At 59.0% G+C, this 15792-nt stretch carries 13 protein-coding genes; 8 read left to right on the top strand and 5 right to left on the bottom strand.

All coding sequences use genetic code 11. The features are described from left to right. A partial coding sequence (locus tag DP107_RS18895; protein ID WP_144263643.1) for a PGF-CTERM sorting domain-containing protein occupies positions 1-272 on the top strand: 272 nt, incomplete at its 5' end. Positions 273-386: 114 nt separating this feature from the next. Next, on the top strand, positions 387-2828 hold the full coding sequence (locus DP107_RS18900) for a S8 family serine peptidase (RefSeq protein ID WP_144263644.1): 2442 nt from the start codon (positions 387-389) through the stop codon (positions 2826-2828). 61 nt (positions 2829-2889) lie between these two features. On the opposite strand, the gene DP107_RS18905 is transcribed toward DP107_RS18900, so the two are convergent. Together DP107_RS18905 and DP107_RS18910 are read right to left on the bottom strand one after the other, a co-directional pair. Then, positions 2890-3693 (bottom strand): DUF4350 domain-containing protein, encoded by an 804-nt coding sequence (locus DP107_RS18905; protein WP_238330963.1) that lies wholly within the window; start codon positions 3691-3693, stop codon positions 2890-2892. Positions 3694-3772: 79 nt separating this feature from the next. Beyond that, on the bottom strand, positions 3773-4684 hold the full coding sequence (locus DP107_RS18910; protein WP_144263646.1) for a S49 family peptidase: 912 nt from the start codon (positions 4682-4684) through the stop codon (positions 3773-3775). A 190-nt stretch (positions 4685-4874) separates the two neighbouring features. On the opposite strand from DP107_RS18910, the gene DP107_RS18915 reads away from it, so the two are divergent. The 3 genes from DP107_RS18915 (at position 4875) to DP107_RS18925 (ending at position 10307) form a co-directional block, all read left to right on the top strand. Then, the gene (locus tag DP107_RS18915) at positions 4875-6140 is read left to right on the top strand and encodes a hypothetical protein (protein WP_144263647.1); all 1266 of its coding nucleotides are present in this window, start codon (positions 4875-4877) and stop codon (positions 6138-6140) included. 289 nt (positions 6141-6429) lie between these two features. Beyond that, positions 6430-8370, top strand: a complete 1941-nt coding sequence (locus DP107_RS18920) for a GLUG motif-containing protein (RefSeq protein ID WP_185977407.1) — start codon at positions 6430-6432, stop codon at positions 8368-8370. A gap of 653 nt (positions 8371-9023) precedes the next feature. Further along, on the top strand, positions 9024-10307 hold the full coding sequence (locus tag DP107_RS18925; protein ID WP_144263649.1) for a hypothetical protein: 1284 nt from the start codon (positions 9024-9026) through the stop codon (positions 10305-10307). Between the two features lie 473 nt (positions 10308-10780). On the opposite strand, the gene DP107_RS18930 is transcribed toward DP107_RS18925, so the two are convergent. Further along, positions 10781-10963, bottom strand: coding sequence for a hypothetical protein (locus DP107_RS18930; RefSeq protein WP_144263650.1), 183 nt, complete (start codon positions 10961-10963; stop codon positions 10781-10783). Positions 10964-11440: 477 nt separating this feature from the next. On the opposite strand from DP107_RS18930, the gene DP107_RS18935 reads away from it, so the two are divergent. Both DP107_RS18935 and DP107_RS18940 read left to right on the top strand, forming a co-directional pair. Further along, positions 11441-13333, top strand: a complete 1893-nt coding sequence (locus tag DP107_RS18935) for an FG-GAP repeat protein (protein WP_144263651.1) — start codon at positions 11441-11443, stop codon at positions 13331-13333. A gap of 175 nt (positions 13334-13508) precedes the next feature. After that, complete coding sequence (locus DP107_RS18940; protein ID WP_144263652.1) at positions 13509-14105, top strand: site-specific integrase; 597 nt, start codon at positions 13509-13511, stop codon at positions 14103-14105. 232 nt (positions 14106-14337) lie between these two features. On the opposite strand, the gene DP107_RS20385 is transcribed toward DP107_RS18940, so the two are convergent. Beyond that, on the bottom strand, positions 14338-14481 hold the full coding sequence (locus DP107_RS20385; protein ID WP_185977408.1) for a hypothetical protein: 144 nt from the start codon (positions 14479-14481) through the stop codon (positions 14338-14340). 300 nt (positions 14482-14781) lie between these two features. Between DP107_RS20385 and DP107_RS18950 the strand changes: the two genes are divergently transcribed. After that, positions 14782-15282 carry a hypothetical protein gene (locus tag DP107_RS18950; protein ID WP_144263654.1) on the top strand — a complete coding sequence of 167 codons (501 nt, stop codon included), beginning with the start codon at positions 14782-14784 and terminating at the stop codon, positions 15280-15282. Positions 15283-15493: 211 nt separating this feature from the next. Here DP107_RS18950 and DP107_RS18955 read toward each other — a convergent pair. Next, positions 15494-15792, bottom strand: a 299-nt coding sequence (locus DP107_RS18955) for a PGF-CTERM sorting domain-containing protein (protein WP_144263655.1), incomplete at its 5' end; no start/stop codon positions are given.

Below are 15792 nucleotides of genomic sequence, written 5' to 3' on the forward strand. Positions count from 1 at the left end.
ACGAAGCGTATGACTTTGTTTCCAGCAACGGCGCCGAGGACGCGCCGTACACCACTGCCGCCGGTGACATCGTGCTGGACGGCGCCCAGATCAGCGCGCCGTCGACGCCGACGCCGACGGAAGCGCCGACACCGACGGCGACGCCGACGTTGGAGCCCGAGGACCCGACGCCGAGTTCGACCGAGACCGGCGGGCAGCCCGGCTTTGGGCTGGTCGTGTCGGTGCTCGCGCTGCTTGGCGCGGCGCTGCTTGCGCTCCGCCGTCGCGACTAACGCCCAGATGCAGACCACATTCCCCACCATACGTTTGTAACAAGTGATATGTCAATGAAATAATGGCGGAAGGCGAGGGAAGATGTATACCATTGGGGAGCCAGCACTGATGATATGTTACCAAGCGGGCAGACATCTGTCCCGTTGAGACCGGTCTTACTAATTGCAGCAGGAGTGGTGTTGATTTGTTTGACAACCACTTCTGCGGGGGCAGTCGCGGGTCAGAGTGAACTTCATTTTTCAGATGATTCAGCTTCTGCGCCGGAGTGGAGCGAGGGGGTGATGATGGCGCGTAGTGGGCCTGGCAACACGACAAACGAGTCCAGCAACAGTTCAGCCGACCCTGCTGCTCCGCCATATAATGCTACAGAGCTCCGTGAACAGGCTCGTCAGCCCGCCGGCGCCGCCCAGACGACCTCAGAGACACAAGAACAGTATTTGCTCCAAACTGCCGGGGTCACAGAGCAGCGACTGGCGAAGCTCAAGTCACTTGATGCCAACGTCGAGGTGAGACATCGAGATCTGCTGCAAATTCGGGCCCCCTCGCAGCAGCTTCCAGCGATACGACAACTCACGTGGGTGAGGTCAGTAGCTCCTCTCGGTCAAGCTACCCCTGCTGAGGTGAGTGAAGGAGTCTCCATACTCAACGCTGACAGCGCTCATGCGAGGGGCATTACCGGTGCAGATATCAAAGTGGGCGTCATTGATAACGGGTTTGATCCAAATAATCCTGAAATCAGCGAGAATGTTGAAGCAGTGCGCTCCTTTCATTCGCGCGGGATTACCGGGACGAATACACGACACGGGACTGCAGTGAGCGAAATCGTCGTCGACACCGCGCCCAATGCAAGCCTACATTTGGTGAACTTCGAAGGTGGGCAGATCCGGTTTGTTCAGTCGGTCAACTACCTTATTGAACAAGATGTGGATGTAATTGTTGCCTCGTACGGCTTCTTCGGGCTTCCACGAGACGGCTCTCTTCCAGCTAGTGAGGCGTTCACGCGCGCGCAGAACGAGGGGATTGTGACGGTATCCTCGACGGGAAACAGTGCTGAAAAGCACTGGGAACGTCCAGCCCGCGACAGTGATGATGATACATTTATTGAGGTTAATGAGCAAGGGGCTGAGAAAATATATTTGAACGATGGAGAGGCGATTCAGGGGAGCGAGTCGATTTTTTTGTATTGGGGGCAATATGCCGAACCGTCAAATCAAGACTATGACTTGGCCCTATATAAACAGACTCAGGGAGATGACACGCTTGTCGCTGAGTCCACGGCTCCACAGAGGGGAAATAACCCCGGGCAAGAGGTAATCAGAACAAATCTTGACGCGGGAGTATATTATCTCGTTATCACCAATTTTGACGCAGACGGCTCGCAGACGCTGAATATCGACACGACGGAGGCACCGATTGTGCCCAATGTTTCACGCGGGAGTATCACTGCGCCAGCCTCGGGGGTCGGAGTGATCGGTGTGGGTGCATTCAGTTCTGCTAATTTTGCCATTCCCTCATACAGCAGTCAAGGGCCGACCGATGACGGCAGGCGTGGTGTCGACGTTGTCGCTCCAACTGGGGTATCCACTGCCGCATTTACCCCATTTGGGGGGACGTCTGCCGCCGCGCCCCATATCGCAGGGCTCAGCGCGCTTGCTCTGCAGGCAAATCCGTCTCTCTCACCGAGGAACGTCACCGAACGTATTCAACAAAGTGCGACTGACACAGGCCCCCCGGGAGTAGATATTGAGACTGGATATGGGCGCCCAGACGCTGAGCAGCTGTTGATTGGTCAAGGGACCGTTTCAGGTGTGATTGCGACTGAGACCGGTCAGCCGGTTTCAGACGCCACTGTCAGGCTGCTCATTGCAGACACGGATAAGGTGGTGAGTAGTACTACAACTGATAATCAAGGGGAATACGTTTTCAGTGATATCGCGACGGGCCAATATATTGTCGAGGTCGAGTTCGGCCAGGACACAAACCGAAGTGAGATCTTCTCGGTGCCAGACGGCGGGACGGTGTCTCCCGAAGTGAGTATCACTGGCGCTGCGGTGGAGTTGTCAGTTGCGGCGCCGGCCACCGTTCAGCCAGGCAGTACGGTCACCGTCACCGCCGAGGTGACTAACCGGGATGTCCCCGAGGCTAGTAGCGGGCTGATTAACCTGAGCACCGGGGCCGCCCCCCTGTCGTTAGCGAACGAGCGCACGTCACCGGTGTTTTTGGGGTTTGGAGGTAATCCGATTCCGGCTGTCGACGACACCGTCAGCCAAGAGTTTGAGTTGATTGTCGCCGAGGAGGCTGCCGTGGGCCAGAACGCCACGCTGACAGCCGAAGCTCGCTTGCAGAATGGTGACGCCACCCGCAACACCACCACCACCCGGACCGTGACCATCAGCAATCAGCAGGATCCAGCCCAACGGTTCGATACCAACGGCGAACCCGGCATCCAGGGCGATGAAGTGCTGGATGCCATCAGCCAATTCAACGAGGGCGGCGATCTCGAACCAGGAGATGTCTTGGACGTGATTAGCGCCTTCAACGAGAACAACGCGTAGCGCGTCCGTCTTATCGGACCCCCCAAGGCGGATGCCACGCCCTTGGGGGCGTGTGAGGATGTCAATCCGTGTTGAGGAGAAACTCAATCAAATTCCCGACCAGCTCCTCGTTATCGCCTTTTCGATAGTTCTGTTCAGTGAGAAATTCTGAGTCACCTACCACCACTACATTTCCGTGTCTTGCAGCAACAGTGTAGGATGCGTTTGACCGGAGTGTAGAGGAATTCGTCGTAGGCTGTGTTTCAAGAACTGGTGTTGCTTCATCACCTACCGTGAGTGATGTTGATGTATAGAGCGTCACATTCTCAACATTCTCGGCGAGGCGCTGATTCGATGCAGATGTCGCGGCAATCGTCTGGAATGTGCCCACGTTACCATTCAAATTGTAGAGATAGCCTGTTCCCGCGCTGATTGCGTAGCTGGTCAGAATGGATTCAGTTCGCACTCGTGTTGTCACTTCTCCGAACAGGTTGACACTGGTACGTTTTGGCTCTGTAAAGAGCACAACACGGCCGCCCTCATTGACGAAATCGTTGAGAGCGGTTCGTTCGGCCTGGGTGTATCGCTGTGTCGGTGCAATAATGACGATAGCGTCAACCTCCGACACTCTGTTTTCAAACTGCCCAATCTTGTTCTCAGGATTATAGTAACTCACCTGATGCCCGTTGCTGGTCAAGACATCAGTGAGAACCTGTGCCCGGTCACGAACCTGTGTATTCTGATGAGCCGCATCAATCAGGATAGTCTGTTGTGACGTGGTTCCATTGACTTCGATAGAGCCCGCTTCTACTGGTGTAGGCGCGAGATTCCGCTCTGGAGCCAGTACGCCCGGTGATGTGGGCTGTTCACTCGGGGGCTGTGGCATAAAGACTCCACTGATTACCACCCCGCTAACTGATACTGCAGCGAACACGATAGCGAAGACTGCAACTAGACGAGCCCACTCACCCGGTCGCATTCGTCACCACCCCTGCAGGAGTATCTGACTGTCCGTAGAGTGCCAAAATCCGTCGTCGATCGACAGTAGCGGCATCTAATGCCGCTGGCCCAGTCTCATTCTGAGCCGCCACTGCGAAACTGACTGTGGAGCTTGTCCTCGCGACGGCGGAGCCCGAGACGGCTGTGTATCGCTCAAGCCCTGCACGTGCAGCCGCATAGGCGATAGCGTCGTGAAGACTCCCAACCCGGTCCGCGATCCCGTTTTGAACGGCTCGAGCACCAATATACACTTTCGCGTGGGCGACCTGTGCCTGGGAAATCATCAGTTCATCTCCCCGGTGAAACATGACGGCTCCCACAAATTCCCGCTGGAGCGATTGGACTTGTCTCCGAAAATCATCCTTTGTGCCGCCACGAATCTTGTCTGGCCCGGATACGATTCGCTCTTCGGCACCGTCCTCAGCCGGCCGAACACCAATCACGCCTACATTGCCGACTGGCGCTCCGGGCGTAGTATAAATCCGCTCTGCTGGTAAGAGGCTAAAATACCCACCAGACGCAGCGATGCTGCCCACGCTGGCGACGACGGGTTTTTGCCGTGCCGTTGCATTCACCGCCATGTAGACACTCTCCGCTGCCGAAATAGTGCCACCTGGGCTGTTGACTCGCAGCACCACAGCCTCAACCGAATCGTTCTGACGTGCAGCGTATAGTTGATTGCTGACAGTCTCAGCAGTGTCTATCGTCATCCGTCCGTCAATCTCAATAACAGCAATCGTGTTCTGACCGTCTCTGACGGCACTATCGACGGCTCTAGTTACATATGGAGAAGTAACGCTACCGGCGATGAGGGCGATTATAATAACTCCCAGGTACAGTCCACGCCGCGCTTGCGAACCCGACGGTGAGGGCGACATACAGTATCAAAGCGGTCTACACTTGTATAGAAGTTCGGCGCCTCAGTTCGGCTAACTAATCGGCTTTGTGGGGTGCTGATCCTTTGTCGGATATTCGGGACTTTTTGACGTGAACGGCCCACACGTGCTCCCGTCTCGCGTTAACAGTGAACGACCGAAGCATTCATCGAACTGGAAACTAATGAATATTATGGACAGCAAAGACGACTCCCACGTAGGGAGAGATCTCAAGACATCGGATTCCGCCTCGGACACTTTCGACCGTCGCAGCATTCTGCGCACGCTGGGTACGGGACTGGTAGCTTTCGGCGGAACCTCAGGGTCGGCACTCGCACAGACGGACCAAGATAGTGAGTCGGGCGACCGGCTGTTCGAAGTCAGTTACGGCGCAGACTCCGAACTCGTCGCCCCATTCAACGGGACGGAACCGATCACGGACGTGTACGACTACAGCGGTGTCACAGCTGGTATAGAACTCCAGAAGGAGGACACTGCTCGGCTGTTTCTATACGATGGACCGAACGGACTGAGTCTCGGAACGGTCCTCGATAGCACGAGCAGCAACGACGGCGGACAGACCGGGTACGAGATTGACGGCTTCCCTGCAGACGGGGCGTGGGTAATCAAAGACGACCCCGGAGACACGTACGGGACTAAACCCGCGTGGTCCTGGAACAGCGGCGGAAACACCGACGGCGGCGTAATTAGAGGCGGGTTCGACGGCGAATTTGAGATTACGATTACTCCGGAGCTCAACGAGGGACGGGACGATCCGCAGAATGACGAGGACGGAATAGTCAATGGGTGGGAGTTCGTGCATGGCGAGTTCGAGAATGGTAGCTTCCAGAATGTTGAGGTGATTGACCTAGAAGTCAACGATGAGCCGCAGAGCGTGACAATCACCCCGAGTGGTCAGCAGGACTCCGGGCCAGGCGACGGCGGGCAAGCCCCTGTCGAACTCTCTCTGGAGGCGCCGGAGACCGTCCAACCCGGAGAGACGATGACAGTGACCGCCGAGCTGACCAACCGGGACGTCCCCGAGCCGTCCAGCGGGGCGATCGAACTCACTCCAGTGCCCGAGCCCCTGTCCGTGGCCGGCGCCAGCGCGAATCCGGTGTTTCTGGGGTTCGCTGGGAACGCGCTTCCGGCGGTCGGCGAGAGCGTCACGCAACAGTTCGAGATCGCCGTCTCACAAGAAGCCGCCGTTGAGCAGGAGTTGACCTTGGAAACCGAGGCTACCCTGCAGAATTCCGAGGTCACTCGGAACGCCACCACCACGCAGACGGTGACCATCACCGACCAACAGGACCCGGTCGAGCGGTTTGACCAGAATGGTGAGCCCGGCATCCAGGGCGATGAAGTGCTGGACGCCATCAGCGAGTTCAACGAAGGTGGCGACGTCGAAGCTACCGACGTGCTGGACGTGATCAGCGCCTTCAACGAAAACAGCGGATAACCACTTCCGGTCTGTGCGGCACCACGGCTGGGCTCGCCCTCCAGCGGAAAACTCCGGAGGGTTGGGGCCGGGTTATCTTATAACCCGGTTCCGTGGCGGGGGGTGCGACTGGTCGAATGCGGTGACAACCGTCCAGAGTTTCGCACACTCAATTTCCTCTCTGGCAAAAGAGGGGCCGGCCGCGCCTATATTTCTGGCCACAATTACCCTCGGTGATATTGCAGTAAAAATAGGGTCGTGAATTGAAACCCTACCGATGTTTTTTATTATTCGTCTTGCATATATCTCTATGAAATCGAGGGATCTAAAACGGAGGACAGTCCTCAAAATAGCTGCTGGAATCGGTGGGGTGCTATCACTCGGCAGTACATCCGCTGGTGCACAAAGTAACGAAATTGAAATTGAAGATTGGAACGACCTTGACGCCATTCGTGAGAACCTAAACGGCGACTACGTGCTGGTGAACGATCTTGACGAAGCCACGGCTGGATACGACGAACACGTTGTGAATCCACCAGCAGGCTTCGACCCAATCGGCAACGAAGAGAACCCATTCACCGGCACGTTTGACGGAAACAGGAGGGAGATTTCAGGTCTGCAGATCGATGTGCCCAGCGACGACCAAGTTGGTCTATTTGCTCATATTCGTCGAGGAGCCGTGACTGATGTTACACTCTCTGAAGTGGATGTTACCGGTGGCTCATCAGTTGGTGGTCTTGTTGGGTTTAATACTGCTCCTGGGACAGAAGAAGGCCCACACGGCATCACGAACGTTGATGTAAGTGGATCTGTCTCCGGAACCAATCGAGTTGGGGGGATAGTCGGCCTCAGTCGTACGAGTGCTGAGATCACCGATTCAACCGCCGCATGTGAGGTGATTGCAGATGGGAACAGTGTCGGCGGCCTCATCGGCGCTCACAACGGTGATATAATAAGTGAATCTGCTGCGACAGGTTCAGTAGATGGTGAATTCAATACCGGCGGATTTGTCGGAGTCAACTTCGATAATATTAATAATTGCCATGCTACTGGAGATGTCGAAGGTGAGACCACGGGGGGATTTGCTGGTGGGAATGATTCAGGTGCAGAGATTACGCGGTCATACGCCACTGGTGATGTGACCAGCAATGGTCGTGCAGGTGGATTTGCTGGAGGAAACGCTGGAGGAACGATCACCGAATCGTTTGCAGCAGGGAGCGTCAGCGGCGGTGAAAATACGGGCGGATTTGTTTCACGGAATGGTAATGAATTCGCAGAAGAAGACGGATTCAGAGCTGAAATTACAGATTGTTATGCAGTCGGCGAGGTAACCGGCGACGAACGGGTCGGTGGGTTCGTCGGACATAATTTCTTTGGCGACGTGGAGCAGTCCTACGCTGCCGGCAATGTCTCTGGTAATGAAAGTGTTGGTGGCTTCGCAGGTGTCAATCGCGATGGGAGTACGGCGAATAATGTATTTTGGGATGCCACGACGGCCGAGAGTTCTGATGGTGGAATCGCATTAAGTACCGCGGAGATGCAGGGTGCCTCGGCAACGGAGGAAATGGGTGGATTCGCCTTTGGAAACACGTGGCAGACTGTGGTTGAGGATGAGTCGATAAATGGCGCAACATCAGACGCCGATGGATATCCCATCTTAAGCCGGCTTGCTTCAGAGCCACAGCTCAACGCACAAGGAATTTCCAATGAGGGACCCCCGGCGCCAGGCGACGGCGGGCAAGCCCCTGTTGCACTCTCCCTGGAGGCGCCGGGGACCGTCCAGCCTGGGGGGACGGTGACAGTGACCGCCGAGCTGACCAACCGGGACGTCCCCGAGCCGACCAGTGGTTCGATCGAACTCACCACGGTGCCCGAGCCACTTTCGCTGCCCAGCGACAGTGAGAACCCGGTGTTTCTGGGGTTCGCTGGGAACGCGCTTCCAGCGGTGGGCGAGAGCGTCACGCAACAGTTCGAGATCAACGTCGCTCAAGAAGCCGCCGTTGAGCAAGACCTCACTCTGGAGGCTGAAGCGGTGGTCCAAAACGACACCGATGAGTTCAACACCACCACCACGCAGACAGTGACTATTACCGACCAACAGGCCCCGGTTGAGCGGTTCGATACCAACGGCGAGCCCGGCATCCAGGGCGATGAGGTGCTGGATGCCATCAGCGAGTTCAACGAAGGCGGCGATGTCGAAGCCACCGACGTGCTGGACGTGATCAGCGCCTTCAACGAAAACAGCGGATAACCACTCCCGGGCTGTGCGGCACCACGGCTGGGCTCGCTCTCCAGCGGGGCGAAGGGCGTCCGGGCCGAAGCGCGCGATCGATGACGGCTCCACACCGTCCAGAACCAGCCTGCTTGACGGCCGCCGGGTGTGGGTGGCGTCCAGGACTCCAGGCTCCGCGACGGGGGCTCGCTCAGCCCCCGGTGCCGCCGCTGTCGTGAGAGTATGTGGCTATCGAGCGCTCACAACGCCAGCAACAGTGCCTGGCGATTGAGTACGGCTCCCGGAGACCACAGATGCTGCTTCCCCAGAGACAGTCCGTTCTTCTCGGGAGGCGGCGCACCACCCCTCACGGCCCTCCATCACATGCCCCCTCCCTTCTGGAACTGGTGCCGGGGTGTTCTACAACCCCGCCCCGGGGTCGGGGGATGCGACTGGCTGAATGCGGTGACGGCCTTCCCGAGTCCCCCGGCAGGGGATATGAGCGACGGCTGGTTGGCACAGCCCGGAATCTCCCTGTTCGACTGCGAGAGCGGATGGTTCACACCGAGAGAACAGGGAGACTGCAAACCCTGATATCCCAACACTCGGGATTCATTCGTATTTATGCGGAAAAGGATGTCAATTTGCCCTGAAAAACACACTTATATACCATCTCGAAATTTAAAACTTGTATGGAATGGAGTGGGCTGAAGAGACCCAGTGCGGTGCTCGTTTTTTTATTACTGATACTGTCAGTCGGGGTCGCTCCGGTGACCGCACAGGATCAGGAACCGAACGACGACTTCGACTCAGCGCAGGCAATCTCAGAGGGAGCCCGAGACGGGCAGATACAGAACGGCGAATCCGACTTTTATAAAATCGATGCCACGACCGTCGACGCAATCGATCTATCGCTAGGCATCGACTCGGATTCAGTGAACTTAGTCCTGTATGGTCCTGATCGCAGGCAGTTGGGGAGTGATTTCGTCGATCGCACCGGGAGGGCTGAAATCACTCGGAAGGTACCCGAGAACGGAACGTATTATATTGAGGTCGTCGGAACTAACGCCGGTACGACGACTTCGTACGATCTGGATGTAGATGTCATCACCCCTTCAGAGAATGACGAGTTCGCTCCGAACGATGACTTCGACTCGGCTGCAGATGTCCCCGAAAGGGTAAGCAGGGCGAAAATCTGGGGCGGCGAATCCGACTTTTATAAAATCGATGCCACGACCGTCGACGCAATCGATCTATCGCTGGGCATTAACTCGGATTCAGTGAACTTAGTCCTGTATGGTCCTGATCGCAGGCAGTTGGGGGGTGATTTCGTCGATCGTACCGGGAGAGCTGAAATCACTCGGAAGGTACCCGAGAACGGAACATATTATATTGAGGTCGTCGGAACTAACGCCGGTACGACGACTTCGTACGATCTGGATGTAGATGTCATCACCCCTTCAGAGAACGACGAGTTCGCTCCGAACGATGACTTCGACTCGGCTGCACCCATCAACAACGAGGTGAGCAGGGGGAAAATCTGGGGCGGCGAATCCGACCTCTACGCGGTCGGTCTGGACGCGGGCGAGCAAGTATCCTTGGAGGTGGGCATCAACTCGGATTCAGTGAATCTAGTCCTGTATGGTCCTAACCGTGAGCAGTTGGGGCGTGATTTCGTCGATCGCACCGGGAGAGCTGAAATCACCCGGACAGTGTCCGAAAGCGGGACATACTACGTTGAGGTCGTCGGAACTGACGCTGGTACGACGACCAACTACCGCCTAATCAGCAACCGGACCGGCGTGCCGGAAGATACGGATCCGTTGACCCCAGTTGAGCGGTTCGACACCAACGGCGAGCCTGGCATCCAGGGCGATGAGGTGCTGGACGCCATCAGCGAGTTCAACGAAGGCGGCGATGTCGAAGCCACCGACGTGCTGGACGTGATCAGCGCCTTCAACGAAAACAGCGGATAACCACTCCCGGGCTGTGCGGGCCCACACGGCTGGGCTCGCCCTTCAGCGGGGGGACTCCGGGTGGTTGGGGCCGGGTTGGACTCTGGATGCGCGCACCACGTCGAACCGCCTGAGGTCGGCGGGAAATGGTACGCACGCTGCGAGGGGTGCGGCCGCGAACTGCTCACCTCACTCGGCGGCGCTGCGAAGATCCCACACGCCGACGGCTGCCCGAACGCCTGACGCGCAACGGCTTCGAGGACCCCGCCGCCGCGCGGCCCTGGTTTCTCCGAATCATCTCAGTGATGGGTCGGGTGTCCGCGGCGACCAACGGTCAGTTAGCATATGTAATGCAAATGAATCGCCGGACAGCAAAGGCCCGGCCGTCGCCCTATCGCCGTTGGCTGCCCACATATCGGACGCTACGACGCGGTATCCCGGAGTCTGCCCCCGCGTCGTCGCCGGGCCGGACCGTGGGGCGGTCGGTTGGAGAATCAGCCGGCGGGACTCCCGAGCGCGCTGGCGAAGTCGTTGAGGAACCCGATAATCCTCTCAAGCAGGGCGATCAGTCCCTGAATCCCGCCCGCGTCGCCGGTCGCGCTCTGTGCCGCGGCGACTCCGGTGAAAAACACCACGGCGGCCAGTAGCATGACCACTCCCCGCGTTGTCGTGTTCATATTTGGCTTATCTGGTCTGACGGTCTTCAATCTGCCTCCGGTCTGTCCGGTGACGTCACCGGGACGGCGACGGCCGGCCCGACGACTGTGCCTGTGGCGCCTGGAACGCGGACACGGAGCTGCCATGCTGGCCGTGCTCCCGCGACGGGCACGACGAGCCCGACAGCGCCGCCGACTCGACCGCCGACGCGACGGGCGCGCTCAGCCCTCGGTGCCGCCGCTGTCGTGAAGTCATGTGGCTGTCGAGCACTCTCAGCTCCAGCAACAGTGCCTGGCAATCGAATACGGGTCCCGACGAAACCACAGATGCTGCTTCCCCAGAGACAGTCCGTTCTTTTCGGGAGGCGGCGCACCCCCCCCCACGGCCCTCCATCACACGCACCCTCCCTTCTGGAACTGGTGACGGGGTGTTCTACACCCCGGCCACAGACGGGGGGATAGGCAAAGAGGTATGCTTCGCCCGCGTGAGACCCCGATATGCGAGATGAACGCGATGCTGACTCGTCACCCACTCAAGCGAACCGATGCAGCCGCCGGAGCCTCCTCCGGCGTGGAATAGCCGGGCTCGCGCTCACCGGCAGCGGAGTGGCGACAACTCCAGTGACCGCGAGGAGTGCTGAGTCAGTCGTGAGGCGGTCAGCTGGCTTTGCACAGACCCAGCCGAGCCCGCAGTTCAGCCAACAACAGAAACTCGCCGCTTCCGACGGTGACAGTGGGGATTCCTTCGGCCAGTCAGTGGCAGTGTCGGCTGATGGAACCACCGCTCTCATCGCAGCCTTCGAAGATGAGGACCCAAACGGCGACAGAGCGGGCTCTGCGTACGTGTTCACCGAGAGTGGGGGTGCTAGCCCACAGCAGAAACTCGCCGCGGACGACGGCGACATTGATGATGGATTTGGCGTCTCAGTGTCGCTCTCAGATGACGGGACGACAGCCCTCATCGGGGCCGCCGATGTTGATGAGAGGGATGACGATGACGAAACCGGTCCGGGATCTGCATACGTATTCACGGAGAGCGGTGGGAACTGGAGCCAACAGCAGAAACTCACTGCGACCGACCGCGATACAGCGGATGTTTTCGGTGAGGCTGTGTCGCTCTCGGATGATGGGACAACAGCCCTTATAGGGGCGAGCGGGGACGAGTCTGCGTACATATTTACTGAGAGTGGTGGAACTTGGAGCCAACAGCAGAAACTCAGCGCGACCGACGGTGACGGGGGCGGGATATTCGGTAACTCAGTGTCGCTCTCGAATGATGGGACGACAGCTCTCATCGGGGATTTTGGGTCCGCGTTCATATTCACGAAGAGCGAGGGACGCTGGGACCAACAGCAGAAGCTTACTCCAGCTGATGGCACCCGGGCTAACTTTGGGTCAGTAACGATTGCGAACGATGGGACAACGGTCCTCATTGGCGCCTTAAGTGGCGCTAATTCGAACGGCGACAGAGCAGGCTCTGCGTTCGTCTTCACAAGGAATGATCAGAGTTGGAGCCAACGGCAGAAACTCATCGCGACCGATGGCGACTCAGGGGATAATTTTGGCAGGTCGGTGTCACTGTCTGCTGATGGGACAACGGCTGTCATTGGAGCAGATGCTGACGAGAATTCAAACGGCGACAGGGCGGGCGCAACGTACGTGTTCAGCCGGAGTGATGGGAGTTGGAGTCAACAACAGAAACTCACCGCGGACGACGGCGAATCGAATAGTTTCTTTGGTAGGTCAGTGTCAGTGTCGGATGATGGAACAACGTCTCTCATCGGAGCCCCTTTCGCTTCCGCGAACGGCAGTTCAGGGGGCTCAGCGTACATATTCAGCGGGGGCGACCAGCAGGACCCGGCGCCAGGCGACGGCAGCGAGACCCCTGTTGCACTCTCCCTGGAAGCGCCGGGGACCGTCCAGCCCGGAGAGACGGTGACAGTGACCGCCGAGCTGACCAATCGGGACGTCCCCGAGCCGTCCAGTGGGTCGATCGAACTCACCGCGGTGCCGGAGCCGCTTTCGCTGTCCAGCGACAGTGAGAACCCGGTGTTTCTGGGGTTCGCTGGGAACGCGCTTCCGGCGAGAGGCGAGAGCGTCGCGCAACAGTTCGAAATCAACGTCCCCGAAGAAGCTGCTGTTGAGCAGGAGTTGACCCTGGAGGCGGTGGCGGTGGTCCAAAACGACACCGATGAGCGCAACACCACCACCACGCAGACGGTGACCATCAGCAATCAGCAGGATCCAGTCCAACGGTTCGACACCAACGGCGAGCCTGGCATCCAGGGCGATGAAGTGCTGGATACCATCAGCGAGTTCAACGAAGACGGCGATGTCAAAGCCACCGACGTGCTGGACGTGATCAGCGCCTTCAACGAAAACAGCGGGTAACCACTCCCGGTCTGTGCGGCACCACGGCTGGGCTCGCTCTCCAGCGAGGACTCCGGGTGGTTGTGGCCGGGTTGGACAACAACCCGGCCACAACCACCCCGAAACCCCTCGCTATCGACGTGTAATCACCGGTCATGCCGGTAGCTTCTAATCGGATTGGCCTGTACATCCGTGCATGGTTCGCGTCGACGACTCTGGCGAGATTACGAAATGCTGGCTCGACACCGACGAAATCGGCCGGCTCGCAGAGGCCGCCGCTCGCACCGACTGGGAGCGCGAGATCGCCATCCAGTTGATGGCCCGCTGCGGCCTCCGGGCCTCGGAAGTGTCCTATCCCGGCGACGCCGAGCTCCGGTACAGCGACGACGCCGACGGCTGGCTCCTCGAAGTCCGGGGCAAAAACACGAAAGGCGGCGACCCGACCGTCCGCGACGCCTGGATGCCCGAGCCCGTCGAGGCCAACGTCCGCCGGTTCGCCCGCGAGCGCGACCGCGCCACCGGTGAGGCCTGGGTCCAGGCCTCGACCTCCTCGGTTCGGCGCTGGGTCCGCGAAGCCGCCGCGCACGTCGCCGAAGCCGACCCCCAGGCCGACCGCTGGCGCCAGATTTCGAGTCACGACCTCCGGCGCTCGTGGGCCACCCACCACCTCGTCGAACGCCAGGTCGACGTCCGCACCATGATGGCCGTCGGCGGCTGGAGCGACTACTCCGCCATCGAACCCTACCTCGCCGAACCCACCGAGGCCCGCATCGGCGACGCCATGCGCGGCTAAACCGCATTCTGTGATACGAACTCTCCTCTGAACCACCCCGCTGCACGCCGCTCTGCGTGTGCGCATCTATGCACACGCGGCTGTGCAGTCATGCACGGTAGCGTGCGCTGACGTGCGTCCGACGCATATCTAAGTGAATCCCGGCGGGCTAGCCGTTCATGGCACGTAGCGAGCGAAAGCCCACCCCTTTAGGGGTAGGTGTAAGCGACAGCAGAGCCCGGCAGTCCACGCGCTACGACTCGTCTGGATGGTCCACCGCTTCCACCCCCGCTTTGATAATCTCTCGATAGGCTTCTTCAAGGCTCACGTCCTGCTGCTCGGCGTAGTCTTTCACGCGCCCGTTCAGCGTGTGCGAAATGTCGATGTTCGGTCGCATCGTTTGTGTCCGAAAGACATTTGGACGTAGGACTACAAATGTCTGTTGTCGTGAGGCGAACCAACACGTTCGCGGTGCGCCCGCCCTCCACGCAGGACGAGCAACTGCTCCGGGCCCAAAGTACGGAGAATCAAAGAGTGGGGGCTTCAGGAGCCGTCCGGATCGTCGGGGCTGTGTGCCCCGGGACGAAGAGACGCGAAAGTGGAGGTCTTGAGTTCAGCCCCCGTTGGAGACGCCTCAGGACACCTCTGCAGACAGTTCAAAGGATTGAAACATGGAAAATACAGACACACACAACTAGTGACCGAGCAGATTGATTGGCGCCGCGCATACATTGCGGGGCTCGTCGACAATCACGCGGGGGTTGTCGTGACGATCGCGAAGCGGGCAGAGACGAGTATCGGATTTGGCGTGCAGACGGAATGCCGAATCAAGCTCCCCGCTCAGGAGAGCGTGGACGTTCTGACTGCAGTCAGTGAGGAACACGATATCGCGTATCGGGTGAAGACGAATCGGGATACGACATATGACTCGTATCAGTTCGTCACAAGCCGACGTGGGGATGTGCAGGAATTCCTGCGGCTGGTCCAGCCCTACCTGACCGTGCGGGCCGACGCCGTCGAGTTGCTCTGTGAGACGATCATCCCGCGACTGGAGGCCGGGGACCACCGTGCAAAGTCGTCGTTTCTCTCACTGATGCAGGATATTGAAACCTTCCGGGAGCAGGTCGGCCGGGCTAATCGCAGTAAGTATGATCTCGAATTCTTCGAAAACGAATGGGGTATGGCCCCGTCTGATTGACACAGGGCAGGGCTGTGGAGAGACTGCTTCGGTGTTCGGAAAATAATCCTAAATTGGTTTTTTCGCTTCAATGAGGCGCCACCCGCTCATCGTCGCTGGTGGTGCCGCTCGCGCTGGTGGTGTCGCTGGTGGTGGTGTCGCCGAAAGAATGGTGCCGCAGGCCGCGGATCGCTAGTGGTTCGGGCCCCCGGGTGGGGGCTGTGTGTGGGCGTCAGTTCCGGCGGCGGAGCGCGATGAGCGCGGCGCCGATGAGCGCCAGCAGCGACACCGCCAGGCCGAAGCCGGGCTGACCGCCGCTGGTCGTCTCGGTCGGCGTCGAATCCTCGGGCTCTTCGGTCGCCGTCGGCGTGTCCGGTTCCGGAGTCGCCGTCGGCGTCGGCGCTTCCGTCGGCGTCGGCGTCGGCGTCGACGGCGCGCTGATCTGAGCGCCGTCCAGCACGATGTCACCGGCGGCGGTGGTGTACGGCGCGTCCTCGGCGCCGTTGCTGGAAACAAAGTCATACGCTTCGT

The organism is Haloglomus irregulare (genome assembly GCF_007421925.1).
GTDB classification, from domain to species: Archaea; Halobacteriota; Halobacteria; order Halobacteriales; family Haloarculaceae; genus Haloglomus; species Haloglomus irregulare.

Coding starts and splice junctions, on each gene's coding strand:
- DP107_RS18935 (WP_144263651.1), top strand. CDS start 11,441: ATGCGAGATGAACGCGATGCTGACTCGTCACCCACTCAAGCGAACCGA.
- DP107_RS18930 (WP_144263650.1), bottom strand. CDS start 10,963: ATGAACACGACAACGCGGGGAGTGGTCATGCTACTGGCCGCCGTGGTG.
- DP107_RS18900 (WP_144263644.1), top strand. CDS start 387: ATGTTACCAAGCGGGCAGACATCTGTCCCGTTGAGACCGGTCTTACTA.
- DP107_RS18910 (WP_144263646.1), bottom strand. CDS start 4,684: ATGTCGCCCTCACCGTCGGGTTCGCAAGCGCGGCGTGGACTGTACCTG.
- DP107_RS18920 (WP_185977407.1), top strand. CDS start 6,430: ATGAAATCGAGGGATCTAAAACGGAGGACAGTCCTCAAAATAGCTGCT.
- DP107_RS18925 (WP_144263649.1), top strand. CDS start 9,024: ATGGAATGGAGTGGGCTGAAGAGACCCAGTGCGGTGCTCGTTTTTTTA.
- DP107_RS18915 (WP_144263647.1), top strand. CDS start 4,875: ATGGACAGCAAAGACGACTCCCACGTAGGGAGAGATCTCAAGACATCG.
- DP107_RS18940 (WP_144263652.1), top strand. CDS start 13,509: ATGGTTCGCGTCGACGACTCTGGCGAGATTACGAAATGCTGGCTCGAC.
- DP107_RS18905 (WP_238330963.1), bottom strand. CDS start 3,693: ATGCCACAGCCCCCGAGTGAACAGCCCACATCACCGGGCGTACTGGCT.
- DP107_RS20385 (WP_185977408.1), bottom strand. CDS start 14,481: ATGCGACCGAACATCGACATTTCGCACACGCTGAACGGGCGCGTGAAA.